20 protein-coding genes and 2 pseudogenes are annotated in these 23,612 nt (G+C 58.6%); 16 read left to right on the top strand and 6 right to left on the bottom strand.

All coding sequences use genetic code 11. The features are described 5' to 3' along the window. The first annotated feature begins 10 nt into the window (after nt 1-10). The 4 genes from H6M51_RS21440 (at nt 11) to H6M51_RS21425 (ending at nt 4,582) form a co-directional block, all read left to right on the top strand. Nucleotides 11-997 (top strand): 3'-5' exonuclease, encoded by a 987-nt coding sequence (locus H6M51_RS21440; protein ID WP_407073607.1) that lies wholly within the window; start codon nt 11-13, stop codon nt 995-997. A 654-nt stretch (nt 998-1,651) separates the two neighbouring features. Continuing rightward, nucleotides 1,652-2,377, top strand: a complete 726-nt coding sequence (locus H6M51_RS21435) for a DUF6088 family protein (RefSeq protein ID WP_185811841.1) — start codon at nt 1,652-1,654, stop codon at nt 2,375-2,377. 448 nt (nt 2,378-2,825) lie between these two features. Next, the gene (locus H6M51_RS21430) at nt 2,826-3,854 is read left to right on the top strand and encodes a four-carbon acid sugar kinase family protein (RefSeq protein ID WP_185811878.1); all 1,029 of its coding nucleotides are present in this window, start codon (nt 2,826-2,828) and stop codon (nt 3,852-3,854) included. A 2-nt stretch (nt 3,855-3,856) separates the two neighbouring features. Then, nucleotides 3,857-4,582 (top strand): FadR/GntR family transcriptional regulator, encoded by a 726-nt coding sequence (locus H6M51_RS21425; RefSeq protein ID WP_185811840.1) that lies wholly within the window; start codon nt 3,857-3,859, stop codon nt 4,580-4,582. Nucleotides 4,583-4,668: 86 nt separating this feature from the next. Here H6M51_RS21425 and H6M51_RS21420 read toward each other — a convergent pair whose 3' ends face one another. The 3 genes from H6M51_RS21420 to H6M51_RS21410 are packed head-to-tail and all read right to left on the bottom strand — an operon-like array spanning nt 4,669 to nt 7,935. Next, nucleotides 4,669-5,790 (bottom strand): iron-containing alcohol dehydrogenase, encoded by a 1,122-nt coding sequence (locus H6M51_RS21420; RefSeq protein ID WP_185811839.1) that lies wholly within the window; start codon nt 5,788-5,790, stop codon nt 4,669-4,671. Further along, nucleotides 5,787-6,743 (bottom strand): 4-hydroxythreonine-4-phosphate dehydrogenase PdxA, encoded by a 957-nt coding sequence (gene pdxA, locus H6M51_RS21415; RefSeq protein WP_185811838.1) that lies wholly within the window; start codon nt 6,741-6,743, stop codon nt 5,787-5,789. Before pdxA ends, H6M51_RS21420 begins: the two co-directional genes overlap by 4 nt. 1 nt (nt 6,744) lies before the next feature. Next, entirely contained in the window at nt 6,745-7,935 is a 1,191-nt protein-coding gene (locus tag H6M51_RS21410) for an exo-alpha-sialidase (RefSeq protein ID WP_185811837.1), read from the bottom strand. A gap of 232 nt (nt 7,936-8,167) precedes the next feature. Here H6M51_RS21410 and H6M51_RS21405 point away from each other — a divergent pair, with 232 nt between their 5' ends. From H6M51_RS21405 to H6M51_RS21380, 6 genes are all read left to right on the top strand, one after another. Beyond that, nucleotides 8,168-9,043 carry a DMT family transporter gene (locus H6M51_RS21405; protein ID WP_185811836.1) on the top strand — a complete coding sequence of 292 codons (876 nt, stop codon included), beginning with the start codon at nt 8,168-8,170 and terminating at the stop codon, nt 9,041-9,043. Between the two features lie 23 nt (nt 9,044-9,066). Beyond that, nucleotides 9,067-10,566, top strand: coding sequence for an ABC transporter substrate-binding protein (locus tag H6M51_RS21400; protein WP_185811835.1), 1,500 nt, complete (start codon nt 9,067-9,069; stop codon nt 10,564-10,566). 82 nt (nt 10,567-10,648) lie between these two features. Continuing rightward, nucleotides 10,649-11,563, top strand: coding sequence for an ABC transporter permease (locus H6M51_RS21395; RefSeq protein ID WP_185811834.1), 915 nt, complete (start codon nt 10,649-10,651; stop codon nt 11,561-11,563). 10 nt (nt 11,564-11,573) lie between these two features. Beyond that, nucleotides 11,574-12,491 (top strand): ABC transporter permease, encoded by a 918-nt coding sequence (locus H6M51_RS21390; RefSeq protein WP_185811833.1) that lies wholly within the window; start codon nt 11,574-11,576, stop codon nt 12,489-12,491. Beyond that, nucleotides 12,484-14,103, top strand: a complete 1,620-nt coding sequence (locus H6M51_RS21385) for an ABC transporter ATP-binding protein (RefSeq protein WP_185811832.1) — start codon at nt 12,484-12,486, stop codon at nt 14,101-14,103. Before H6M51_RS21390 ends, H6M51_RS21385 begins: the two co-directional genes overlap by 8 nt. A 27-nt stretch (nt 14,104-14,130) precedes the next feature. After that, nucleotides 14,131-15,021: a dihydrodipicolinate synthase family protein gene (locus H6M51_RS21380; protein ID WP_185811831.1), complete on the top strand. Its 891-nt coding sequence runs from the start codon at nt 14,131-14,133 to the stop codon at nt 15,019-15,021. A gap of 156 nt (nt 15,022-15,177) precedes the next feature. On the opposite strand, the pseudogene H6M51_RS21375 reads toward H6M51_RS21380, so the two are convergent. Further along, nucleotides 15,178-15,741: pseudogene (locus H6M51_RS21375) on the bottom strand (EAL domain-containing protein); the annotation flags it as partial. A 64-nt stretch (nt 15,742-15,805) separates the two neighbouring features. Here H6M51_RS21375 and H6M51_RS21370 point away from each other — a divergent pair. The 5 genes and pseudogenes from H6M51_RS21370 to H6M51_RS21355 all read left to right on the top strand — a co-directional run bounded on the left by H6M51_RS21370 (nt 15,806) and on the right by H6M51_RS21355 (nt 19,788). Further along, nucleotides 15,806-16,174, top strand: a complete 369-nt coding sequence (locus H6M51_RS21370) for an I78 family peptidase inhibitor (RefSeq protein ID WP_348644556.1) — start codon at nt 15,806-15,808, stop codon at nt 16,172-16,174. Between the two features lie 750 nt (nt 16,175-16,924). Continuing rightward, entirely contained in the window at nt 16,925-17,092 is a 168-nt protein-coding gene (locus H6M51_RS24755) for a hypothetical protein (RefSeq protein ID WP_246780633.1), read from the top strand. Then, entirely contained in the window at nt 17,023-17,850 is an 828-nt protein-coding gene (locus tag H6M51_RS21365; RefSeq protein WP_348644560.1) for a zincin-like metallopeptidase domain-containing protein, read from the top strand. The genes H6M51_RS24755 and H6M51_RS21365 overlap by 70 nt, the downstream gene beginning before the upstream one ends. A 361-nt stretch (nt 17,851-18,211) precedes the next feature. Then, complete coding sequence (locus H6M51_RS21360) at nt 18,212-18,547, top strand: helix-turn-helix domain-containing protein (RefSeq protein ID WP_185811830.1); 336 nt, start codon at nt 18,212-18,214, stop codon at nt 18,545-18,547. Next, nucleotides 18,540-19,788: pseudogene (locus H6M51_RS21355) on the top strand (type II toxin-antitoxin system HipA family toxin). Before H6M51_RS21360 ends, H6M51_RS21355 begins: the two are co-directional and overlap by 8 nt. Before the next feature lie 394 nt (nt 19,789-20,182). Here H6M51_RS21355 and H6M51_RS21350 read toward each other — a convergent pair. Both H6M51_RS21350 and H6M51_RS21345 read right to left on the bottom strand, forming a co-directional pair. Then, nucleotides 20,183-20,461 carry an HU family DNA-binding protein gene (locus H6M51_RS21350; RefSeq protein WP_185811829.1) on the bottom strand — a complete coding sequence of 93 codons (279 nt, stop codon included), beginning with the start codon at nt 20,459-20,461 and terminating at the stop codon, nt 20,183-20,185. Nucleotides 20,462-20,784: 323 nt separating this feature from the next. Next, nucleotides 20,785-21,231 (bottom strand): hypothetical protein, encoded by a 447-nt coding sequence (locus tag H6M51_RS21345; RefSeq protein ID WP_185811828.1) that lies wholly within the window; start codon nt 21,229-21,231, stop codon nt 20,785-20,787. A gap of 608 nt (nt 21,232-21,839) precedes the next feature. Here H6M51_RS21345 and H6M51_RS21340 point away from each other — a divergent pair. After that, nucleotides 21,840-23,522 carry a DUF6538 domain-containing protein gene (locus H6M51_RS21340; protein ID WP_185811827.1) on the top strand — a complete coding sequence of 561 codons (1,683 nt, stop codon included), beginning with the start codon at nt 21,840-21,842 and terminating at the stop codon, nt 23,520-23,522. Nucleotides 23,523-23,612: the final 90 nt, after the last annotated feature.

The following is a 23,612-nucleotide window of genomic DNA, read 5'->3' as shown; positions in this document are numbered from 1 at the left end:
CCAGTTTGACATGTTTGAAGACGAGACCACATCTTTGCCGACGCAAGCTATGCCGGCCAGAACTCTGCCAGCGAGAACTCTGCCAGCAAAACCCGTGCCCCGGTCTTTGCCGTCCGCAATGGATGAGACAGCCATGGTCGCCCACCTTGCTGCAACCGGGCGTTATCGCATCCTGCATAGGCTCGAAGCACGGCCGATCGCAAAGACGCTTAAACCCGAATACCCGCTATTGGGTGTCATTCTTGATACTGAGACGACCGGGCTCAATCACCGCAAGGACGAAATCATCGAACTTGGAATGATCGCATTTTCCTTCGATGCGACCGGACGCATAGGCGATATCACCGACACTTATGGCGGTCTGCGCCAACCAGCTTCGCTCATTCCCGCAGAGATCACGCGATTGACTGGCATCACCGATGAAATGGTCGAAGGGCACACAATTGATATCGACGCGATCCGTTCGATCATCGAACCGGCGGACTTGATCATCGCGCATAATGCCGGTTTCGATCGTCCCTTCTGCGAAGCCTTCTCGCCTTTGTTCTCCAACAAGGCCTGGGCCTGCTCCAACGCCGAAATCAACTGGTCTTCGCGTGGCTTCGAAGGCACTAAGCTTGCCTACCTGATCGGCCAGGCGGGGTTTTTCCATGATGGACATCGTGCCATCGACGATTGCTTCGCGCTTCTGGAGGTGCTCGACCGCAGTCCAGAGGACGGTGGCTCGACGCCGTTCGCGGAGCTTTACGCTGCAAGCCAGCGTTCGCGCGTCAGGATTTTTGCGGAAAACAGTCCCTTCGATCTGAAGGACCACCTGAAGGCGCGCGGCTATCGATGGTCCGACGGAAGCGAGGGGCGCATGAAGTCCTGGTGGATCGAGGTTGAAGAGCAGAACCTTGACGATGAGCTCTCATATCTCAGGACCGAGATTTACCGTTATCCGGATGCCGATCCGCCCACGAAGTTTCTGACCGCGATTGATCGTTTCAAGGCGTGACAACCTCCAAGCACTGTTGTCTCCGAAATCCTATGCGTTGGTCGCATGGCTGTGTTGCGGCGCAGCATATGGTGCCAGCGGGAGGCGACCTGTATGGATATCGTCATCGAAGCAATGCACTCCTCCCGCAGAGCTTCGGGTTTCAGATGCTCTACTCCTCCCTCCCAAAGGGCATCTGAACGAATGGCGACACTCCTCCTCCCAGTCGCCGTTCAGTTCTTTTCTGAAAAGCCTGCCGCACCTCCTCCCGCGGCAGGCTTTTTTGTTTCTGGCCCGGGCGCGGCGCGTTCACAATCAATCTTGAAGCCCTCGTCTTGCGAATTCGATGGTTGTCTATGTTCAGCCGACTGGACGGTTAGGGGCAAAGGTCGCTTTGCTTGCGCGTCAGTCCCCGGGACACGACCTCTGGTCGGTTGACGCGGATCGGTTTGAGCAAGTCAGGGAGGGCTGTGGATGTAACGTTGGAATGGCTCCTGCGTCGCATCTCAAGTTTCGGTCACTGAATGAACGTTTAGGCTCGTCGTGTCCTTAATCGTAAGCATGGTGCCATGCCCCTCACGTCTTGGCCTTGGCGCAAAGAATCGCTAGCCTCGCCATAGACGAGTGTCGCTTGACGGATTGGACTAGCCTCGATCCGGTCTCATGAGTTCCCGGATGATCGACCTTCCAAACACCTACAAGCCCCGACAAGACGAAACGGCAGGCGTTGCGGAGCATGTCCTCACGCGAATTCAGGAGGCAGGCCCTGGTCGTGTGTGGTCGCGGACTGATTTTCTGGATTTCGGCGGCTCATATGCAGTGGAAAAAGCGCTGCAACGCTTGGTGCAGCGAGGAAGGATCCGCAGGGTTTTGCGCGGCCTTTACGACCGGCCCACAAAGGATCCGATCACCGGAAAGTGGGACATCCCTCCCATTCTTTCCTTTGTCGATGCGATTGCTAGACGCGACGGCCTTAGGGTTTTGGTCGACGGCCTGACGGCGGCGCATGCGCTCGGGCTCATCTCTGACAGACCTTTTTCGACGATCGTTTACGCAAGGACCCGTCCTCGCCTTATCACGATTGACGTCAGCATCGGCCAAACTGGCGGTCACGTGTCAACCACTTACAGGCTGGATTTCAAGAGACTCTCCACAAGCTTGCCCCTGCTTTGGGCGGGCCGACCTTCCATGCCTCTCATCCAGGCTCTGCATTTGATGCATAACCGGAATGAGGACCTCAATGCTGTGACGCAGAAGGTCATTCAAACCATGCGCATGAATGGCAGCGGACATGCGGTCGCTACGGAGCTCCGGTCAAACACAGCCGCGCTCGATATCTGGATGAAACCCTTCGTCTTGCAGATTGCAGATGCACTGCTTCAGCCGCAGGACGAAGGATGAGGCAGCCTCTCCTTATCGCCTTGGCCAGCACGTGCCGAGTGCTTTGCAACTGGACGAAGGGCCAGCGCAGATCACCTTGAGGGCACAGGAACTCGCTGTCCGGGGCAGGGTCTCCCACAAGCAAGCGCAGTCGATGCTTGCGCTCCTGGAGCGTCGGCATCCCAGTGCAGACCCCTGCGCATCTCGAAATCCCCGTGCGTCCCTTGAACGAGGCGAGTGACCGCCATGGCTCAGGTATTGGCACGCGTTTGGCGGAGTATCACGACCACCAAATTGGCCGCATCGGCTGCTGCGGGCGGGCGGCCAGTGCCCCGTCGGGCTAGGGAATTTGGCGTTGATTGACTGGCGTGAACCGCTATTTTGCACCTGAAATTTGTTACCGCAGAATTGCACTGTACTGAAAAAGAATGCATATTTTAATCGTGAACATAACAACAAGGAAAATGATGTGCTCGTCATCGTTGCCGATGATCTCACCGGCGCACTCGATGCTGCCGCCCCTTTCGCGGCGCGTGGACTGCGAACTGAAGTCGTCCTGAAAATCAGTGCGATCGCTCAAGGGATGGCCCTTGCGCCGGACGTTCTCTCCGTCAATCTGGCGAGCCGTGAGCTGGCGCCGCAACAGGCATTCTTGTTGATGCAGCAGGTTATCAAGCTCCTTCCTGTTGGGGTTCGTTTATTCAAGAAGATCGATTCTCGGTTGAAGGGCCATATCGCCTCGGAACTGGATGCCATCTCCTATCGGCGTGCTCTGGTGGCGCCTGCCATACCTTCATTCAAGCGGGTTGTGCGCCATGGATCGATCGAAGGCTTTGGCGTGACCAAGCCGATCTCCATCGCTGACGTTTTGGGCAAGCATGCCGCCCGCGCAATCATTCCCGATGCGCTGCGAGACGATGACTTGCTCAGGGCCCTGGATACAGCCGAGGCCAGCAACGTCGATCTGCTTGTCGGTGCAAGAGGTCTTGCCGAAGCACTTGCTTGCCGCATGACGGAGCGGGCCGATGCTCGACTAGTCGCTCCGCCTGTTGGAGCCGGCCTCTTCGTCATCGGCTCGCATGATCAAATCACGATGCAGCAGGTTGAGGAATTGCGACGGCTCAAGATGGTCTCTTTCAATCCCGCACCGAACGGAGTCATCGCTGTCTCTGCTCCAGGTTCGGCGCCCATGGTCCTTGTGCAGGCGACCGCGGGTGAGACGCAGATTCCCTCTGAGATAGTCTCGGAGAACCTCGCCAGAAGCGTCCATCCACGTTTCACGAGCAAGGCGCAGACCATGCTCCTGTGTGGGGGAGCGACGGCGGAGGCGGTCCTCAATCATATGGGCATCGAGCGTTTCCGGCTTGAGGGTGAATGCATGCCAGGCCTTGGTCTGGCGCATGCCGAAGGCCAGTGTATCATCGCCAAATCCGGGGGATTCGGACAGCCGGACACCCTGGCGAAGCTTGCCGAAAGACTGCATGGGGGCAGAGGCTGACAATGGGACTGCAAAGCGGGACAGCACGCAAGAGCCTGGCAGATCTTGTGTTCGAGCGCATGCATCGGGCTATCAAATCAGGTTCTTACCAGCCGGACGAGCGACTGCCGACCGAACATGATCTCGCAATCGAGTTTGAAGTGTCTCGTCCGATCATTCGCGAGGCACTGCGACGTCTGCGCGAGCAGGGTTTCATCTATTCCAGGCGTGGTGCCGGCAGCTTCGTGCGGTCTGTCGGCATGAAACAGCCGCTCGGCTTTGGGCAGTTGGAGAATGTCGCGGACCTTCTCAATTGCTATGAGTTTCGCCTGACGCTCGAGCCGGCTGCGGCAGAAGCGGCCGCCATGCGCCATACGCCGGCCACACTCGCTTCGATCCGCGAGGCACTCGAACTGATGCGCGACGCGACCAACCGCCAGGCCCACCGGGAGGATGCGGATTTCCAGTTCCATCTCGCCATCGCGCGGGCCGCCAATAATACCTATTTCTCGACGGCGATGGAGGCGCTGAAGGATCATATCGCCGTCGGCATGCGCTTCCATGGTGTCTCGGTCAAACGGGATACGGCCGGGTTATCGCGCGTGTTTGCAGAGCATGAGGCGATTGCGACGGCGATCGCGGCGGGCGAAGGTGTTCGCGCGAAAGATCTCATGCATGCCCATCTGACCGGCTCCCGCGCCCGTCTCTTCCAGACGAGCGCGTCGCTGGCGACGTTGCCGGAGGGCTGAAGTCGGCTCTGCTGCGGTGCAAGGTTTGAGAATGGTAGAAGGGGCTGGCAGGCCCCTTTTTTGATTTCATTCGGAACCGAAAGCCTTCAATAGGCTGCTCGGTAGATCGCAAGCACGTCTTCGACCGCCATGTCGGCGGGATTGTTGTCCATGAGGCGACGATTGGCATGTGCCTCTGCTGCGTAGCCCGCTAGAGCATCTTCGTTGGCGCCGTGCCGAGACAGTTGCATTTCGATGTCAAGATCCGTGCAGAAGCGGCAGGCGTTTTCGAGCAGAGCATCGCGCGAGCCGGCGCTGAAGCCAAGTGCTTCCGCGATTTCCGCCGTCTTGTCCTTGACCACGGGCTGGTTGAAAGCCAGCACATGCGGGAAAACGATTGCGTTGGCCAGTCCATGAGGCAAACCAAGACGGGTTCCCAGCGGATAGGCGATCGCGTGACCAGCCGCCGTATTGACAGGACCAAGGCAGATGCCGCCGTAGTAGGAGGCGAGCATCATACCTTCTCGGGCTTGCGTGTCGGAGCCATCCTTAACGGCACGGGCGAGATACTTGCCGACCAGGCGGAAGCCCATGCGAGCAAAGCCGTCTATCATCGGGTGAGCGCGCTTGTTGGTGAAGGCCTCGACGCAATGGGCCATGGCATCAACACCTGTGGCAGCGGTGACGGCCGGCGGGACCGTGAATGTCAGTTGCGGATCGAGGATAGCTAAATCAGCGATCATATGAGGGCTCTCAACCGCAATCTTGGCGCCCTTTACCGGATCGGTGATCAGCGAGCGAATGCCCGCTTCAGAGCCGGTACCCGCCGTCGTTGCGACTTGAACGAGCCGGGTGTTGCGTCCGCTCACCCTATTGGGGCCTGCGACATCAGCGAGTGCCTGTTGGCTATCCCAGAGAACTGCCACGAGCTTGGCGACGTCGAGCACGGAGCCACCGCCAAGCCCGACGACGACCTTCGGTTTGACCCGCCGCGCCACGGCAAGCGCTGCCTCCAGCGTTGCCACATCTGGTTCACCAGGAATGGCATCGAAAACCTCGATCTTGCCCGACAGCTTCAGGCGATCGACGAAGCCCGCCGTGATCGGCGTCGCGATGACCAAGGCGGATGTGGCGTCGGAAACGAGGCCGCCGACCTCGCCGATCGTGCCGGCACCGACAATCAAGCGGCGCGGCTGGTGAAGGGTGATAGATGCGTTCATCGAGGTCATCCTTGCTTCGCCTTGCCGGCAACCAGCTTGCGGGCATAGGCGATGGCGGAATTCATGTTGCCATGATTGGCGATACCCTTGCCGGCGATGTCAAAGGCTGTGCCGTGGTCTACCGACGTGCGGTCGATTGGTAATTCGACCGAGACATTGACCGCCGTGTCGAAGGCGACGAGCTTGATCGGGATATGGCCCTGGTCGTGATATTGCGCGACGACCAGGTCAAATGCACCGGAATAGGCGCGGTAGAAGACCGTGTCGGCCGAGATCGGGCCGGACACGTCGATCCCTTCGGCGCGTGCGGCTGCGACTGCGGGGGAGATCTGGTCGTCATCTTCGCTGCCAAACAGGCCGTTTTCACCGCAATGCGGATTGACGCCGGCAACCGCAATGCGTGGCTTGTCGTAGCCAATGCGCTTCAAGTGGTCGTTGCCGGCCTTGATTGTTGCCAGCACACGTTCGGTTGTTGCCCGGCGGATCGCTTCCTGCAGCGAGACATGGGTCGAGACGTGGATCACCTTCAGCCGTTCCGAAGCGAGCAGCATGTAAGCCGCCTTGGAGCCGGTCAGGCTGCGCAGCATGCCGGTATGGCCGTCATAGTGATGGCCGGCGAGGTTCAGGGCTTCCTTGTTGATCGGGGCCGTCACAATGCAGCCGATCCTTCCGGCTTCTGCGTCGCGAACAGCCTTTTCAATGAAGCGGAAGGCGGCATCGCCGGCGACCGGGCTCAGAGTGCCCCAGGGAAGCGGCGCGCCCTCTACCTTGATGTCGACGACGTAAGGGGCAAGGTCGATGTCGACGTTAAGCGCCTTGCGTGCCGCTTCAAGGGTTGCCAGGTTGCCATAGATCCGCGTTGCGGCGCGATCATCAGCCGACATTTCGGCCAAAGCCCGTACCGAAATCTCGGGCCCGACGCCGCAGGGATCGCCCATGGTGATGCCGATAATGCCGCTCATGTCATGCTCCGTTTTCGGGACGATCCCAGCCGGGGGCGAGCCGGACATATTTGATCGCGCGTCGATGATAGGTATAGGCGATATGCAGTGAGCCGTCCGGGCCGGCCAGAAGCCATGGATAGGACATTTCCTTGTTTCGTCCATCGATGGAATCGTTGGACAGGCAGGTTCCCGGGCCATCCTCAATCAGGACACGCTCAGGAAATGTCTGGCCGCCGTCGCGTGAAATGCAGACCGAGACAGGCGCGCGCGGCACGCCCCAGATGGGCGCGCAACCCCCGGTCGGGTCCGCCTCCGGCCTGTCGTCCGCTTCTCCAAGCTCATCATAAAGAGAGGTTCGACGGTCCGGGGAGGCTTCAGCATTGACGGGATTGCAGATGATAGCAAGGCGGCCGTCGTCAAGCGAAATTGCTGCGATGGATGAGTTGTTGTTCGGCAGGTCAGTCGGTGCCGGGGTGCTCCAGGTGAGGCCTTGATCTCTGCTCTCGACACGGTAGACGAAGTCTGCCTGACGGCGGCGAAAAAAGGCGGCCATATGGTTTCCGCCGAGAGCCGCAGGAGACATATGCACGCAGCCGATCGACTGGGGAAGTTCCTCAAGCGTCCAATTCGCACCTGCGTCCCGGCTTATGCCGACAGCTGCCGTATCATGGCTGCCATTCCATTTCTGCCCGGGACGGGGAATGCAGCGAAAAATTGGCAGAAGCCAAGCGCCGTCTGCGCGGATCACGATCGGGGCTCGAACGAAGCTGCCGCGGGGCAGATCGAGGTAGCGGCCTTGTGCAGCGGTCAGCCGCGTCGGATCGGCGCTATCCGTTGCAATATCCGTCATCCTGATCCGGCATTCGTCCTGGTTTCCCGAAGGCTGCGACGTATGAATCAAGAGGAGGCGGCCGTCGGGCGCCTCAAACAGAACCGGGTTCTGTTCTGAATGGTCAGGGTCTGAACTCAGCAGCTGAGGCGGACCCCAGGCCGATGCGCCTTCAGGCAACACGGAGGCGTAGATCGAAATGTCGGACTTGCCTTCAAGCGAGCCGCCGAACCAGGCGCAGATCAGACTTCCGTTCGCCTGCCTGTGCAGGAAGGCTGCGTGGTTCTGGACCATCGGGGACGGAAGAAAAGCCTCGATCCGGCCCGTGTCAGCCACATTGAGTGCGCCGGTCATTCGTCGGGCAATGTCATCAGGTGTCATGGAGCACTCCTCTCGATTTCCGAAATCTGCCTTTTCTGCAAAGTTGTCAAGTTTGTTTATGTAGGAAATTGAGTAAAAATCCAGAAAACGGTCTTTTAACATACTGAAATCCATAATTTTTATGAAGATGTGAGTACTGGAGAAATTTTACAGCAGAAAAACATTTGACAAAGATGAGTGGAAGTTGGATGGTCTGCGCATGCCGACGTGGAGGTCGGTCCGGGAGGATGTTATGCAGAGTGGAGAGAGGCGTGAGCGGGTTTCCGCGGCAGTGCTCTTCGCGATTGGGGCGGCCGTACTGGCAGCAACCGATGCCGTGATCGTGCGCGCCCTCAACGGTGCGGTGCATCCTTTCGTTATCGCCTTTTTCCGAGCTCTTTTCGGCATTGTCGCAGTGCTGCCTTTCCTGGTTCTGAGGCCGCAAGTGCTCAAGTCGAGTCATACGCTCAGCCAGCATGCGGTAAGGGCCCTATTCAAGCTTTTTGCAATGGTGGCGTTTTTCGCCGCTTTCAGCATTGGGCCGCTGGCAGATGTGACGGCCATCGCCTTCATGTCTCCGATCTTCGTCGTTCTCGGCGCAGCCCTTGTGCTTGGCGAAAGGCCGTGCCTTGCCATGCTTGCTGCGCCGCTTATCGGATTTTCGGGTGCAATGATCATTGTCGGCCCATCTGCTTCGGGTTTCACCCTGGCTATTGGCCTTGCGCTTGTCGGCGCGCTTCTGCAGGCCGGTATCCAGTTGATCCTCAAATCCATGTCGCGTGGCGATTCCACGGCGACCCTTGTTGTGTGGAATCTGCTGCTAACGGTGCCAATTTCACTTGTGATGGCCGTGCCTTTTTTTGCTATGCCCGGCAATCGGGAGCTGGCCTTGCTCGCCCTCCAGGGTGTCGTTGGTACGAGCTGCATGGGCCTCATGACACATGCCATGTCGCTTGCCCCGGCAAGTATCGTTGCGCCTGTCGATTTTCTGCGGCTGCCGCTCGTGGCACTTGGCGGCCTTGCCCTGTTTCAAGAAACCGTCGCGCTGACCACGGTGGTTGGTGCTGTCTTGATCTCACTCGCGGCGCTCATGGCTGCACGCTCGCGAGGCGTGAAGGCTTCAAACTGAATTCATCTGGGAGGAGAATGGAAATGAGAAAGACTGCCTTGCTGTGTGCCCTGGTCATGGGGACGGCCCTTTCCCCGGCTTATGCCGGTTCTGGTCCGATCAAGATTGTGTTGCCGGAAGAGGCCGATCTGCTCGAGCCCTGCATGGCAACGCGATCCAATATCGGTCGCATTATCATGGAAAATGTCAGCGAGACGCTGACGGAACTCGATGTGCGCGGCGGCACCGGCATTCAGCCGCGCCTCGCTGAGAAATGGGAGCAGAACGCCGATGGTAGCTGGCGCTTCCATCTGCGCCAGGGTGTCAAGTTCTCCGACGGCAGCGCCTTCGATGCGAAGGACGTGAAGCACAGCTTCGACCGGATGATGAGTGACAAGATTACCTGCGAGTCCCGTCGCTACTTTGGCGGCATGACCGTGACGCCGACGATCGTCGATGATTACACGGTCGACTTCAAGGCTGATCCGGTTCAGCCGATCCTGCCCTTGCTCCTGTCGCTTGTCACTATGGTGCCTGAAGAGACGCCCCTCGAATTCGTTCGCGAACCGGTTGGAACCGGTCCCTACAAGCTGACCAACTGGACGCCTGGCCAGCAGATCGTCCTGACAAGCCGCGACGACTACTGGGGTACAAAGCCTGAAGTGACCGAAGCCACCTATGTGTTCCGCGCCGATCCTGCTGTCCGCGCGGCCATGGTCCAGGCGGGTGAAGCCGATCTTTCGCCCTCGATTTCGCAGGTCGAAGCGACCAATCCCGCCACCGATTTCTCCTATCTCGACAGCGAAACCGTCTATCTGCGTATCGACCACAATATCGAGCCGCTGAATGACGTCCGGGTTCGTCGAGCGCTGAACCTTGCCGTCGATCGTGAAGCCTTCCTTGGTACCTTGTTGCCGGACAGCGCACTGCTGGCCACCGCCATCGTGCCGCCGCCGACCCTTGGCTGGAATCCGGATGTCAAGGTGCCGGCCTATGATCCCGAAGCCGCCAAGAAGCTGCTCGAGGAGGCCAAGGCAGATGGCGTGAAGGTCGATACCCCGATCACCGTCGTCGCCCGTTCTGCAAACTTCCCGAACGTCACCGAGATCATGGAGGCAATCCAGCAACAGTTGCAGGAAGTCGGCTTCAAGATCGATCTGAAATTCGTCGAAGTGGCCGAGCACGAGCAGTATTATTCAAAGCCCTTCGCAGAAGGTCGTGGTCCGCAGATTGTCGCTGCAATGCACGACAATTCAAAGGGCGATCCGTCCTTCTCGATGTTCTTCAAATATGCAACGGAAGGCACCCAGTCCGGCTTCTCCGATCCCAAGGTGGACGATCTGATTACGCGTGCGTCTGCTGCCGTTGGTGATGAGCGTGCCAAGCTCTGGTCGGAACTGATCGCCTATCTGCATGACGAAGTCGTCGCAGATGTGCTTCTCTTCCACATGGTCGGCTTCTCACGTGTTTCCGAGCGACTGGATTTCAAGCCGACAATGGCGACCAATTCCATGCTTCAGCTCTCCGAGATCAAGATCAAGTAATCGTCGGGCGGCACTCGCCGTCTGTTCCAAGGCAAGTCATGCGGCGGGATGATCCCGCCGCACCGTTTTCTTAGAGGACGCCATGCTGAGCTTCATCCGAAAACGCGCCGTGGCCAGTCTGATCTCGCTGATCGGGCTCGTGGTCATGGTCTTCTTCCTCTCGCGGTTGACCGGCGATCCGGCCGCCTTGTTCCTGCCGGTCGAGGCATCCGAGGAGATGAAGAACCAATTTCGTGAGCTGCATGGGCTCAATGATCCTCTCCTCGTGCAGTTTGGCCGCTATGTTGGCGACGTCGTCACGGGTGATCTCGGCGAATCCCTGCGCAAGGCTCGGCCAGCGCTTGATGTGGTGCTCGAAGCCTTTGTCTGGACGCTGTGGCTTGCAGTCATCACCATGACCCTGGTGACCGCTGCCGCCATCATTGTCGGCTCGCTTGCAGCCTTCCGGGCCGGCGGCTTCTTTGATCGCTTTTCGTCGATCGTCTCGCTTGTCGGGGCCTCCGTCCCTGACTTCTGGCTGGCGATCGTCGCTATCGTCATCTTTGCAGTCAACCTGTCCTGGCTGCCGACCTCTGGTACAGGCACGATCTGGCACTGGATCCTGCCGATATCAGTCCTGTTCGTGCGGCCCTTCGGCATCATCGTTCAGGTGGTTCGGGGCTCGATGATATCAGCGCTCTCTTCGGCCTATGTGAAGACGGCACGTGCCAAGGGTGTCAAATCGACCCCGATCATCTTTGTGCATGCGCTGCGCAACGCCATGCTACCTGTGATCACCGTGATCGGCGACCAGGCAGCCAGCCTTCTGAACGGTGCCGTCATCATCGAGACCATCTTCGGCTTTCCAGGCGTCGGCAAGCTGATGATCGATTCCATCCTGCAGCGCGACTTCAATGTGGTCTTGGCGGCGATCCTCGTGACGGCGCTCGCCATCTTCCTCATGAACCTGCTGATCGATCTTGCCTATGCGCTGCTCGATCCCCGGATCCGGAATTGAGGAGAAGGTCATGTCCACCGACGCCACAACCATCATTGACGAGCCTCCCTTCCTCAAACGAATGGTCCGCATGCTGCTCGCCGACAAGTTCGCACTTTGTGCTGCGATCTTTCTGCTCATCATTCTCCTGATGGCCATTATCGGCCCAAGCTGGCTTGGGGACCTGGCGACCAAGCAAAACCTGCGCGGCCGCAATGCAGCACCCTTTGATTTCGAAAGGGCCTGGGTCTGGTGGATGGGCGCGGATGCGCTCGGCCGGCCGCTCTTGGCTCGCATCATCGTCGCCACGCAAAACACCGTTCTGGTTGCGGCCGGCGCCGTGCTCATCTCGGCTGTCATCGGAACGGTTCTCGGCCTGATCGCCGGTTTTTCCTCGCCGCGGGTCAGTCAGGTCATCATGCGGCTTGCCGACGTGATCATGTCTTTCCCGTCGCTCTTGATCGCTGTCATCGTGCTCTACATCCTCGGCTCCTCGATCCTGAACCTGATGGTGGTGCTCGCGATTACCCGGATCCCGGTCTATCTCAGAACCACGCGTGCCGAGGTGCTCGAGATCCGCGAACGAATGTTCGTCCAGGCGGCGCGCGTCATGGGCGCATCGAGCAAACGCATTGTCTTCCGGCATATTCTTCCGGTCGTCCTGCCAACTCTCACCACACTCGCTACCCTCGACTTCGCCTATGTCATGCTCGCGGAAAGTGCTTTGTCCTTCCTCGGCATCGGCATTCAGCCGCCGGAAATTACCTGGGGGTTGATGATCAGCCAAGGACGGCAATACCTGACCAACGCCTGGTGGCTCTCGTTCTGGCCGGGGCTCGCGATCATCCTCACAACGATGTCGCTGAACCTGTTGTCCAACTGGTTGCGAATTGCGCTTGATCCCGTACAGCGCTGGCGTCTGGAAATGAAAGGGGCCAAGAATGGCTGACCATCTGCTCGAAGTCCGCAATCTCTCAGTCGAGTTCCATACGGCAGTCGGCGTCGTCAAGGCCGTGTGTGACATGTCCTATCATCTCGACCGGGGTGAGACGCTCGCCATCCTCGGAGAGAGCGGTTCAGGCAAGTCGGTCTCGTCTTCGGCGATCATGAACCTCATCGACATGCCTCCCGGTCGGATCTCCTCAGGCGAAATTCTGCTCGACGGCGTGGATCTGCTGAAGATGCCGCTGTCGCAGCGGCGCGAGATCAACGGGCGCCGCATTGCCATGATCTTTCAGGATCCGCTTAGCCATCTCAATCCCGTCTATACCGTCGGCTGGCAGATCCGTGAGGCGCTGACGACGCATGGCACGGATGCGACCAAGGCACAGGCCGAGGCGCTTCGGCTTCTCGGGCGTGTCGGCATTCCCGATCCCGAGCATGCCCTCGACAAGTACCCGCACGAGTTTTCCGGTGGCCAGCGGCAGCGGGTGATGATCGCCATGGCTCTCGCGCTTCGGCCCGATCTGTTGATAGCAGATGAGCCGACGACCGCGCTCGATGTCACCGTGCAGGCCGAAGTGCTGGAGCTTTTAAAAGAACTGCAGCGCGAGACCGGAATGGCCGTTCTCATCATCACGCATGATCTTGGTGTTGTTGCCGAGATCGCGGACCGTGTCGTGGTGATGGAAAAGGGCGTCCTGGTCGAGGCCGGCACGGTGCGCGAGGTCTACAAGAACCCGCGGCACCCCTATACGAAGAAGCTGATCGCGGCAGCGCCGGGCAAAGGCGAAATGCATCAGCCATTGAAGAGTGCCGAACCCGTCTTGAGCGTGCGCGATGTGCGCAAGACTTATGGCGCTTTCTCTGCCTTGAAGGGCGTGTCCTTCGATCTGCTGGCCGGTGAGACGCTGGCCGTGGTCGGCGAAAGCGGTTCGGGGAAATCGACACTCGCCCGCATTTTGCTCAGGCTTGATGAACCGGATTCCGGCTCAGCCCTTTGGAAGGGAAGGGACCTTTTCCAGCTCTCACCGGCTGAGCTCTACAAGCTTCGCCGCGATCTTCAGATGGTCTTCCAGGATCCCACCCAGTCGCTCAATCCTCGCATGACCGTCTACCAGCTGATCTCGGAAGCTTGGGTGATCCATCCCGATATCCTGCCGAAGGCCCAATGGCGGGAGCGTGTCGCTGAACTTCTGACCCAGGTGGGCTTGGGACCTGAGCATATGGGGCGTTATCCGCATCAGTTCTCCGGCGGACAGCGCCAGCGCATCGCGATCGCCAGGGCGCTTGCACTTGAGCCGCAATTGATCATCTGTGACGAGGCCGTTTCTGCGCTTGATGTCTCGGTCCAGGCTCAGGTCATTGCGCTTCTCGATGGGCTGCGAAAGGAAATGGGTATCGCCTTTATCTTCATCGCCCATGACCTGCCGGTCGTGCGAGACTTCGCCGACCATGTGATGGTCATGCAGAAAGGCGAGGTGGTCGAGCTCGGTACAGTGCGCGACATCTTCGAGACGCCGCAGAAACCGTACACCCAGGCGCTGCTCGCAGCCGGGCTTGATCCCGATCCCGATGTGCAAGCGCAGAACCGGGCCGCACGTCTCGGTCGCGCCTCTTAAAACCAGAACATTGCGGAGAACATCATCATGTCGAAAAAGGCCTTCGTCGCGCTCGTTACCTGCTTCAATGAGGACGAAACGATCAACTACGAAGCGACCCGCGCTCAGGTGCGCCGCCAGGTGACGGCCGGCAACAACATCATGTGCGCCGGTACCAATGGCGATTTCACCGCGCTCACCTTTGAGGAAAAGGTCAAGCTTGCAGAAGTCGTTGTCGATGAAGTCGGCGGCAAGGTTGACGTGATCGTCAATGCCGGCATGCCCGCAACCTTCGAGACGGTCAAGCTTGCCAAGGAATTCGACCGTATTGGCGTGACGGCCATTGCAGTCATTACGCCCTTCTTCATCGCCTGCACCCAGGATGGCCTTGTCAGGCATTTTTCGACGGTCGCTGATGTCGTGAAGACGCCGATCTATCTCTATGACATTCCGGCCCGCACTCAGAACCACATTGAACCGGATACGGCGCGAAAGCTGGCCACCCATGGTAATATTGCCGGCATCAAGGATTCGGGCGGTGCCAAGGAGACGCTCGAAGCCTATCTCGCTGTTTCCCGGGATGTTCCCGGCTTCGATGTCTATTCCGGTCCTGATCATCTCGTGCTCTGGGCCCTGCAGAATGGCGCAGCCGGATGTATTTCGGGCCTTGGCAATGCGCTACCCGACGTGCTGGCCGGGATCTTGAAGGGCTACAACGGTGGGAACATGCCCGAGGCCGAGCGCCAACAGGCGATCTTCACGGCTTTCCGGACGGAGCTCTATGCCCTTGGCTTTGCACCGGCCATGGTAAAGCGCGCGCTGTATCTGCAGGACGCGACAGTCGGTGCAAGCCGCCAGCCAGCGCTCCTGCCGGATGCTGAGCAGGACGGAAAAATCGCGGAGATCTTGCACCGTTACGGCATGGCTGTCAGGGGCTGATCCGCTTCTTCGCGGCACCGCAACTTCTTCTATTGCCTCGGTTTTGCCGGAACTGCCATGTGCGGCCCGAGTGGTGTCTGTTGCCAGATGGACGTTGTTTGCCCGGCAATGGGGCGTGGGTTCGATTCTGGTTAGACATCAACGGCGGTGGCCGCGTTATGCGGCCTCGCTCTGCGCCACATTCATCGGACCTGGCCGACCAAGCAGATATCCCTGCACCTCATGGCAGCCTTCAACACGCAGGATTTCCAACTGATCGGATGTTTCAACCCCTTCAGCGAGGATCGGGATATTCAGCCCGTGTCCCATGGCCAGAACCGCCCGGATCATCGCTCGTGAGCCACTCGTGCTGTCGAGGTCGGTCATGAAGCTGCGATCGAGTTTGATTTTATCGAACGGGAACGACCTCAAGGTGTCGAGCGATGAATAACCCGTACCGAAGTCGTCAATTGCAATAGAGACGCCAAGAGTCTTGAGGCTGGTCAGTGCGGCAATCGCCCGTTCCTTGTCGACGATGATCGATGACTCGGTGATCTCCAGCTCAAGACGCTTCGGATCAAGCTTCGTTGCTCGAAGCACGTCTTCGACGAGACCCTTGATGTCGGCATGGGCAAATTGGATCGGCGACAGATTGACCGCAACCTTGTGGGCACTTTGCCAGCCCGCTGCATCCTGACAGGCTCTGCGGAGCACCCATTCGCCGATGGGAAACGTTCCTCCATTAAGGCAAGAGCAGCGGCCAACTGCAGGTATGCCTGTCGAGTAGGGGGTGAATTCGTTCGCCATGACGGAGGCGACACGAAAAAGCCAATTCTGGGCGCCTTGTAGGACTTTCACAGCAAGGAGAACCTTAATGCCATTGTCCAACCACTGCGTCCCGATGACTTTCGCCTGTGTCGCATTGGCTCTATCCTCATGCAGCGCGGACGGCCGCGTCACCGCTCCGGCATCAGGGTCATGCAAGGCTGAAGCCGCTCAAGGGCTGGTGGGCAAGCCGAGGCCGACAGACGAGGCCGCAATTCAGCGCACCGGCGCCCGGACGGTTCGTCAGATTGAGCCCGGCGACATGGTGACACAAGACTTCCGCGAGGATCGGGTGACGATCGAGACAGATCCCGCATCCGGCTTGGTTATCCGAGCAAACTGCGGTTAACAGCGGCTTTGCTGGCCTCGAAAGAAAAAAAGGGCCAGCGGAAGCCGCGGCCCTTGAGGTGTGAAGGTCAAAGCCTCCAGAGGGGAACAGCTGACGCAGGACGGGGAGGATTGGTCCAGCGTCAACTGAGGTCGATATGGGCGTTCATAACTTCGTCTTCAAGGAGACTGGGTCCTCGTACCAGCCCCACTGCTGCAAATTCCTTGAACGGTACTCTCGCCAAGGCTCGGATCGCCGCTTCGGGCATTGCGCGGTCGAGAAACATGCTGGCCGCGGCTGAGAACGGCCTTCCTTGTTCCCGCTCCATGTTTTTTGGCACCCGCCTTTGAAAACGAGTTCGGAAGCGGCGCTGTCATGAAATCTGATCAGCGACAATGATCACGCCATGCGATACGGCGCTTGAGATCAAATCTTGCGATTGGCGTCCGTTTGGTGAGCGGCCTGGCCGCTTTACGCGCGGCAGCCCAACGAAAAGGACAAACTCCGTTCGCACGGGTCTGACTTCAGGATGAAATGTCCGCGGCTCCGTCGACGTGGGTCATCGGCGACATGGTCGTTTGTCTCGCTAAGAGCCAGACCATGGCTGCCTTCTTTTCAGGCGTTACTGACAGTCCCCCTCATCCCATGCAACGGTATGCACCGTCTTTTCGCTTCGCCCGCCCCTTCGGGGTGCATGGGCTGTTTTGGCCTGTCTTACCGGACGCCATCAGGCCGCGATGGTCGCGGTCTCAAAAGCGCAAGGAGACGATCATGTCCAAATCATCTTCACCCAAATTCGATGTCCATCAGGAAATCACCAACCGCATCGTCAATGCTCTCGAAACGCTGGCGAGTTCCAGCTCCCCTGGATCGCCAACAATGCAGCAAGCCTGGCTCGCCCCATCAATATCGCATCGCGCAAGCCCTATAATGGCGTGAATATCCTGAGCCTCTGGGTGTCTGCTGAGGCGTCTCACTATCCCTCGAATGTCTGGGGCACATACCGACAATGGCAAGAGGCCGGTTGCCAGGTGCGCAAGCGAGAGAAACCCTCACTCGTCGTCTTCTACAAGACTTTCGATGTCGAAGAGATCAATGACCAGACGGGCGAGACCGAACAAGCCGAACGCATGGTTGCGCGTGCCAGCTTTGTCTTCAATGCGGCCCAGGTGGAGGGCTTCCCTCTTGGTGAGACCGATATTCCGGAACAGCCCTTGTTTGATCCAATCGCTCAGGCCGAAGCATTCGTGAAAGCAACAGGTGCTGTCATCGAGGAAGGGGGCGACAAAGCCTGCTATGTCCCGTCAGCTGACATCATCCGCATACCGGAGCGCCGCCGCTTCACCGGCACCGCGACCTCGACTGCCGGCGAAGGCTTTTACAGCACGCTCTGCCATGAGCTGACCCACTGGTCAGGTGCGAAAACCCGGCTTTCTCGCGATCTGTCCACCCGATTTGGCACTGAGGCCTATGCCATGGAAGAACTCGTCGCCGAACTGGGTGCAGCCTTCCTGTGCGGCGATCTGGGCCTCACGCTTGAGCCGCGTCTCGATCATGCCCACTATATCAAGAACTGGTTGACCGTGCTGAAGTCCGACAAGAAGGCGATCTTCTCCGCAGCTTCGAAAGCCTCTGAGGCCAGCAACTGGCTGATGGCGCTGGCTTCTCATCATCGAGACAAAGAGGGTGCGGCGTGAGCCGCATCGTTCAAACGGCGACGTCAGCCAAGGGTGTGGGGTGCTTCTCGGACTGGATGGGACACGTCTCTGTTCGGCGATGAAGGGGGCCTGTCTTTTTCATCCTGGCACCGTTGGCCTTGGCGATAGACGGATGGCGATCCGTTCGCGATCTGCGTAATCGAGAATTGATTTGAGGGAAGCTATGCTTTTTCCAAAGAGCTACCCGGCTATCCGGTGCCGTGAAGACAGGCAGCTGCATGAGTATTTCGGCAAATCTTTAGTGCGGGGGCCATGAAGAGGTCCGACGGGCCGCGTCGCTCTAGAAAAATTGTAATCTTCCTGCTACATATTATTGAAATAAGTAGCAGGAAGATATCAGATGCCTACCCCGCATACCCCTCCACTGGCCGTGCGCCGCGCGCTGCGGAAGCTCGGGGCGGATATTCACGACGCCCGTCGTCGCCGCAAACTGCCTATGGCAGTCGTGGCGGAACGAGCCTTTACCTCTCGGTCGACTTTGCAAAGGGTGGAAGCCGGCGACACAAGTGTAAGCATCGGTATCTATGCCGGCGTGCTGCATGCCCTTGGCCTGCTCGACGGCCTGGGCCAGATCGCGGATATCAGCCACGATCCCGTTGGACAGGCGTTGGCCAGTGCTAATCTGCCCAAGCACATCCATCTTAAACGCTCGTCCGGACAGTCACGCGATGGCTGACGTTGAGGTCCATATCGACTTGGACGGCCGCACCCGTCCGATCGGACTGGCGAGAAGCAATCGCGTCCGTGGCACGGAGACAATCCTCTTCGAATATGAGGATGCCTGGCTTAAGGATCCAGCCCGCTTCTCTCTCGAGCCGGCACTTGCTCTGACCCGTGGTACCTTCGCGCCTCCATCCGGATTAGCAACCTTCGGATCTATTGGCGATTCTGCGCCCGATACATGGGGGCGCCGCCTGATGCAGCGTGCCGAACGCCGTCTGGCGGAGCGCGAAACTCGTGCTGTTCGCACCTTGACGGAAAGCGATTATCTGCTTGGTGTCGCCGACGAAACCAGACTTGGCGCGCTCCGCTTTCGCTGGGTCGGCGAGAAGACTTTTCAGGCGCCCATTCCCCATGGCGTTCCCGCCTTAATCGAGCTTGGCGCATTACTTGGGATCACCGAGCGGATACTCCGGGATGAAGAAACTGACGAAGATTTGCAGCTTATCTTTGCCCCCGGCTCGTCTCTCGGCGGCGCGCGTCCGAAGGCATCGGTCATTGACCAATATGGTCGCCTGTCGATTGCGAAGTTTCCGAAGGAGACGGATGAATATAGCATTGAAACTTGGGAGGAGATTGCACTGCGACTTGCCAGGCAGGCTGGTATCGCCACTCCCGACCATGAGCTGATCAATGTCGCCGGCAAAGCGGTGATGCTCTCGCGGCGTTTTGACCGCGATGGCTCAACCCGTATCCCTTTCCTCTCAGCGATGGCGATGATGGGAGCCAAGGATGGCGAGCGCGGAAGCTACCCGGAGATGGTCGACGCCCTGTCACAGCACGGTGCTAGAGGAAAGATCGACGCCCATGCTCTCTATCGGCGTGTAGTCTTCAATGTCCTGATATCCAACGTCGATGACCATCTGCGTAATCACGGCTTCCTGTGGTTGGGACGGGCAGGATGGTCGCTATCGCCGGCTTACGACCTTAATCCTGTTCCAACCGATTTGAAGTCGCGGGTGCTCACGACGAACATCGATCTCGACGAGGGCACCTGCTCGGTCGATCTTCTTGAAGCGGCGTCGGCCTACTTCGCGCTTACTTTGCCGCAAGCGCGCGCCATTATAAAGGAAATCGCGACGGTTACCGTGACATGGCGGAGCACTGCTGAGATGGTCGGCGCTCGAGCGGCGGAGATCCAACCGCATGTCCAGTGCTTTCGAGCATGACGACCTGAAGCGGGCGCTGGCGCTATAACAAGGACCTTGCTTACATTGCACCAATCCACAAGATCCGTGACCTAAAGCCGAGTGCGGGTTTCGCGACCGTCCATGTCACGCATCACAGTGCGAGCGTCTAAAGAAGCAACGAGTCCTGCGACTTCAAAGGCCGCTCTCCAAGCCAAAGCCGAAGAGCCCCACCACCCGCACCTGGTTCGCCCTCTGCAACCCCGGCCAGCGCCGGGCGATCCAGGTGCTGATCGCCAAGATGGGGGCCAAACACCGGACGCCGATAAGGGGTCAAATTTCCGCGCCGATTAACACTCAAGACTGGCTGCGGGCAAGCAAGGCCCTAGCCCGTCGCGCTGACGGGGATGTCGTCAGCCTCCAAGGATGGACGCCTGTGGGCGCCACATGCAGCCTCGTGTGTCTCAGGCGTTCAGCGCATCTTTCAACGCTTTGCCGGGCATGAATGCCAGCTTCTTCGCTGCAGCAATCTTGATTGTGGCGCCGGTCGCCGGGTTGCGGCCCTCGCGTTCGGGTGTTTCCTTGACCTTGAATTTCCCAAAAGACGGGATCGAAGTCTCTGCGCCGGCTTTTGCGGCCTCGGCAATCTGGCTGAAGACGCTTTCAACGATGGTCTTTGCCTGCGCTTTTGTCAGGTTGTGCTCGGATGCAATCTTGTCGGCAATTTCGTTTGTCGTGGTCATGGGCAGTTTCCTCGATTGGTGCCTATTCACCAGCTCTGTCCCAGAAAATCAGGCAAGAATAGGGGATAAGGGCTCGCAAGCGTGGATGACTGCGCATAAACCACAGGAAATGGAGAGTTTGCGGGCTTCAGCCATTGATCTTAGAGGTCTGAAACTCTGAAGACAGTTCGTCCAAGCCGTCTCCTGAACGATCGGGCCCTTGGTCTTCCGATCGGAATCATCACAGCTGGCATTGTGGCTCGCCGATAAGCTCGTCCTTCGCGCCGGTAAAGGTGACCATATCGGTTGTCTTGCCACAGCGATGAACGCCGAGTGCGGATGGATCAGGCGACTTCGTCCTCCTCCTCGTCATCGAGTGAATAGGCCGGACGATTGGCTTGCGGTTGCTGATTTGTCTGCCCGAAATTGACAATCTGGTTGCGCAGAGCCTTCACGCTGTTGGTCGCGTCGGCGATGCCCCTCCATCCCTCGCTCACATTGGCGCGTTCGATTGCTTTGCGCGCAGAGCGCAGTAACCCCAAGAAACGCGCATCGATCTGCAGTCGCTGGAGGGAGGCTCCTGCTTTGCGCAGCGCATCAAATTCCGGGAATGCCGGCGCATCGACTTGAAGGGCTCGGATTGCATTTTGGAGTTTTTGCAGTTCCTTACCGATCGCAGGTGGCTTGCGCGCTGCCCTATTGGTTGTCTGGCGTATGATGGATTTGACGGCAGGCAGTGCCTTGCGTGGTACCAGGGCGATCTCAAGATCAAGGGCAGTGGTGATCGCCACGAGGCTCGAAAGGCGCAGATCGACACCGTTGGATTCGATCCGTGAAACCCGTGCAAACAGGTAGCAAATGCCACAACTTTCCCGACGCCGAAATTGTTACCTCCGACTCTGTCGATGGAGTTGGGTTGTATGGTGTCGGTTGTTGAGGAATTGCCGCCCATCCACTCAACCGGTCAGGATCGTAGTGGCTATGACGCCGGGCGTTTTTTATAATTCGACACAGAAATAAACTCTGAGTTTACAATGGTGCCAAAAGCTGGATTCCAATTCACGAGTTGCCGCGCCGTCGCAAGATCTCAGGCCCCCGGTCGAGGTGGCAGGCTGAGATTGCGATCTGCAGACCGCAGTTGAAGACACTGAACGGCATCGCGCATTTGGGAAGAAAGCCTTGAGGTGAACTCCGCGCTTATTGGTTGCTGTTATCAATCCTGCGCATTTCCAATCTATGCGCCTTGCCATTCAAGGCCGATACTGGCGTCGGCTCTGCTGTCGACCAGCCCAGCATTCGATGGGCCGAGCATTCGGCAAGCCGGGACCCCAACCAATCTTGCCCCACATGGATGATGCAGCATCGCATATATAATCAACCCACAGAGCGATGGAGCCAGATGTCAGCAAACCGTCCCGGCCGCTATCTTACGCAAACATCCTCATCCTACATGTTTCAGATCAGGCTTCCGTCGACGCTTGACCCGCAGCGGCCGCTCATCCGGATTAGTCTTCGAACACAAAGGCTTGCAGAGGCGCGCTGGCTGACTGACACCTTGGCCGTCAGAGCGCGACTGCTGTTTAGTGCCGCGATCTCACAAGCTTGGCGCACTGGTACGAACCCGCTGGCGAGGCCTGAAGCAGAGCCAATTGAAGTGGGCATTGAAGCCGGTGCGCCTATTGCGGCCGAGATCAAAAATCGCCTGAAGGATGATCTTGCTCTCATCGCAGCCGGCCAACCGCTTCCTGCTTGCGACACAGGTGAAAAGCCTCTTTCGTTGCTGCAGCCTGATCTTGAGGAAAGGATCAAACTTGCAGCCCAGCTGGCGGTTGACGCGTTCTTGATGGAGGCGGCCGAGCGCGTCAAGCAGAAGGCCAATGGCAAATTGGCAGAGGTTTGCCCGCCAGATCTGCGGGAGAAGCTCTACCAATCTGGTGCTGCAAGCGCAGTCCCTCCAGACAAGTCTGCCGAGCGACGACCGGGGAAGAAAAGGGGGGCTGCATTCAGCCAAGGCGGGCATATGCCGCCGCCGGATCCTGACGGGCTGCTTGGCGATACAGTTCCGGCCTATCTGCAGGATCGCAGCGCCGTCTTGCGCAAGAGGTCGAAGCTCCCAAGGTTCAGCATGATCGCTGCCGACTATCTGAGACTTCGGGCCATGGTGACGCCTGGCAATATGAAGGACGTCCAAAGTGCAAGTTCGAGAATTTCGGTCTTTCTGGACCTGATCGGCGACCATCCGGTCGACCGTTACGAGCCTGCAGATCTGCAGGCCTTTATCCTCCTAATGGCCGACTGGCCAGCCAGAGCGAGCCTTAGAAAGGCAGGCTCCGCCAGTCAGGTGCTTGAAGAGGCAAGGCGGCTTGGTTATCGGCCTTTGGCTGAAAAATCAGTCAAGGACGGCTATGTGGCCGCCGTCCGTGCAGCAATGCGATCGGGCATGACGTCCCATTCGTATCGGGATCCCTTCCAGGATGTGTCCTTACGCTATCCATCAAGTCTTGCTCCATCGCGACAGACCGGATCACTCAGTGCAAAACAGCTGACGACCCTGTTCCGCATCGGCACTGGGACGGGCCACATGGATGCTGCCATGCTGCCGCTACTCGCGCATCTGACAGGGCGGCGGCTTTCGGCGCTGATTTATCTCAGAGGGATCGATATCGTTGAAAAATTCGACAATGTCTGGGTCGCGCAACCGACGAGCATCGTTGAAATCGAGGGGCGGGCGCGTCGGGTTCCCCTGAAGACCAAAGCGAGCTTGAGCTTTTTCGTACTGCATGAGTTCTTCCATCGCATTGGTTTCATCGACTGGGCCTTGAGCCGCGGCGATCAGTTTCTGTTCCCTGATCTGACGCGCCTCGCCGATCCGTCGAAGAGCGCCTCGCAGTATATGCAGCGCTTGTTCAGAAAAGCAGGGATCGAAGCCGGTTGCGGCGAGGTCTTTCATTCACTGCGTGCCGGCTGCATAGACACGCTTCGTGACCACGATATCAGTATGCGCGATTGCAAGCTCCAAGTGGGTCATTCGATAGGGACCGATGAGCATGGACGCTATGGGGCAAAGGCGCAAAGGCGCTGAGAGGAGTCTCAGCGTTGACGCTTGCAAGTCTGCCCATGAGGCCCGATGTCGATTACTCAGTGTTCGAGACGCTCGATTTCTTTCAGCTTG

The sequence above is a fragment of the Rhizobium sp. AQ_MP genome (assembly GCF_014237835.1).
GTDB lineage: Bacteria > Pseudomonadota > Alphaproteobacteria > Rhizobiales > Rhizobiaceae > Allorhizobium.
Note: the sequence above shows the minus strand (reverse complement) of the source record. Positions and strands in the feature narration are given on the sequence as shown.

Bases quoted from the DNA above. Each gene is read 5' to 3' on its own strand.
- H6M51_RS21440 (WP_407073607.1), top strand. From the start codon at position 11: ATGTTTGAAGACGAGACCACATCTTTGCCGACGCAAGCTATGCCGGCC.
- H6M51_RS21435 (WP_185811841.1), top strand. From the start codon at position 1,652: ATGATCGACCTTCCAAACACCTACAAGCCCCGACAAGACGAAACGGCA.
- H6M51_RS21425 (WP_185811840.1), top strand. From the start codon at position 3,857: ATGGGACTGCAAAGCGGGACAGCACGCAAGAGCCTGGCAGATCTTGTG.
- H6M51_RS21420 (WP_185811839.1), bottom strand. From the start codon at position 5,790: ATGACCTCGATGAACGCATCTATCACCCTTCACCAGCCGCGCCGCTTG.
- pdxA (WP_185811838.1), bottom strand. From the start codon at position 6,743: ATGAGCGGCATTATCGGCATCACCATGGGCGATCCCTGCGGCGTCGGG.
- H6M51_RS21410 (WP_185811837.1), bottom strand. From the start codon at position 7,935: ATGACACCTGATGACATTGCCCGACGAATGACCGGCGCACTCAATGTG.
- H6M51_RS21405 (WP_185811836.1), top strand. From the start codon at position 8,168: ATGCAGAGTGGAGAGAGGCGTGAGCGGGTTTCCGCGGCAGTGCTCTTC.
- H6M51_RS21400 (WP_185811835.1), top strand. From the start codon at position 9,067: ATGAGAAAGACTGCCTTGCTGTGTGCCCTGGTCATGGGGACGGCCCTT.
- H6M51_RS21395 (WP_185811834.1), top strand. From the start codon at position 10,649: ATGCTGAGCTTCATCCGAAAACGCGCCGTGGCCAGTCTGATCTCGCTG.
- H6M51_RS21390 (WP_185811833.1), top strand. From the start codon at position 11,574: ATGTCCACCGACGCCACAACCATCATTGACGAGCCTCCCTTCCTCAAA.
- H6M51_RS21385 (WP_185811832.1), top strand. From the start codon at position 12,484: ATGGCTGACCATCTGCTCGAAGTCCGCAATCTCTCAGTCGAGTTCCAT.
- H6M51_RS21380 (WP_185811831.1), top strand. From the start codon at position 14,131: ATGTCGAAAAAGGCCTTCGTCGCGCTCGTTACCTGCTTCAATGAGGAC.
- H6M51_RS21370 (WP_348644556.1), top strand. From the start codon at position 15,806: ATGACGGAGGCGACACGAAAAAGCCAATTCTGGGCGCCTTGTAGGACT.
- H6M51_RS24755 (WP_246780633.1), top strand. From the start codon at position 16,925: ATGTCCAAATCATCTTCACCCAAATTCGATGTCCATCAGGAAATCACC.
- H6M51_RS21360 (WP_185811830.1), top strand. From the start codon at position 18,212: ATGCCTACCCCGCATACCCCTCCACTGGCCGTGCGCCGCGCGCTGCGG.
- H6M51_RS21350 (WP_185811829.1), bottom strand. From the start codon at position 20,461: ATGACCACGACAAACGAAATTGCCGACAAGATTGCATCCGAGCACAAC.
- H6M51_RS21340 (WP_185811827.1), top strand. From the start codon at position 21,840: ATGTCAGCAAACCGTCCCGGCCGCTATCTTACGCAAACATCCTCATCC.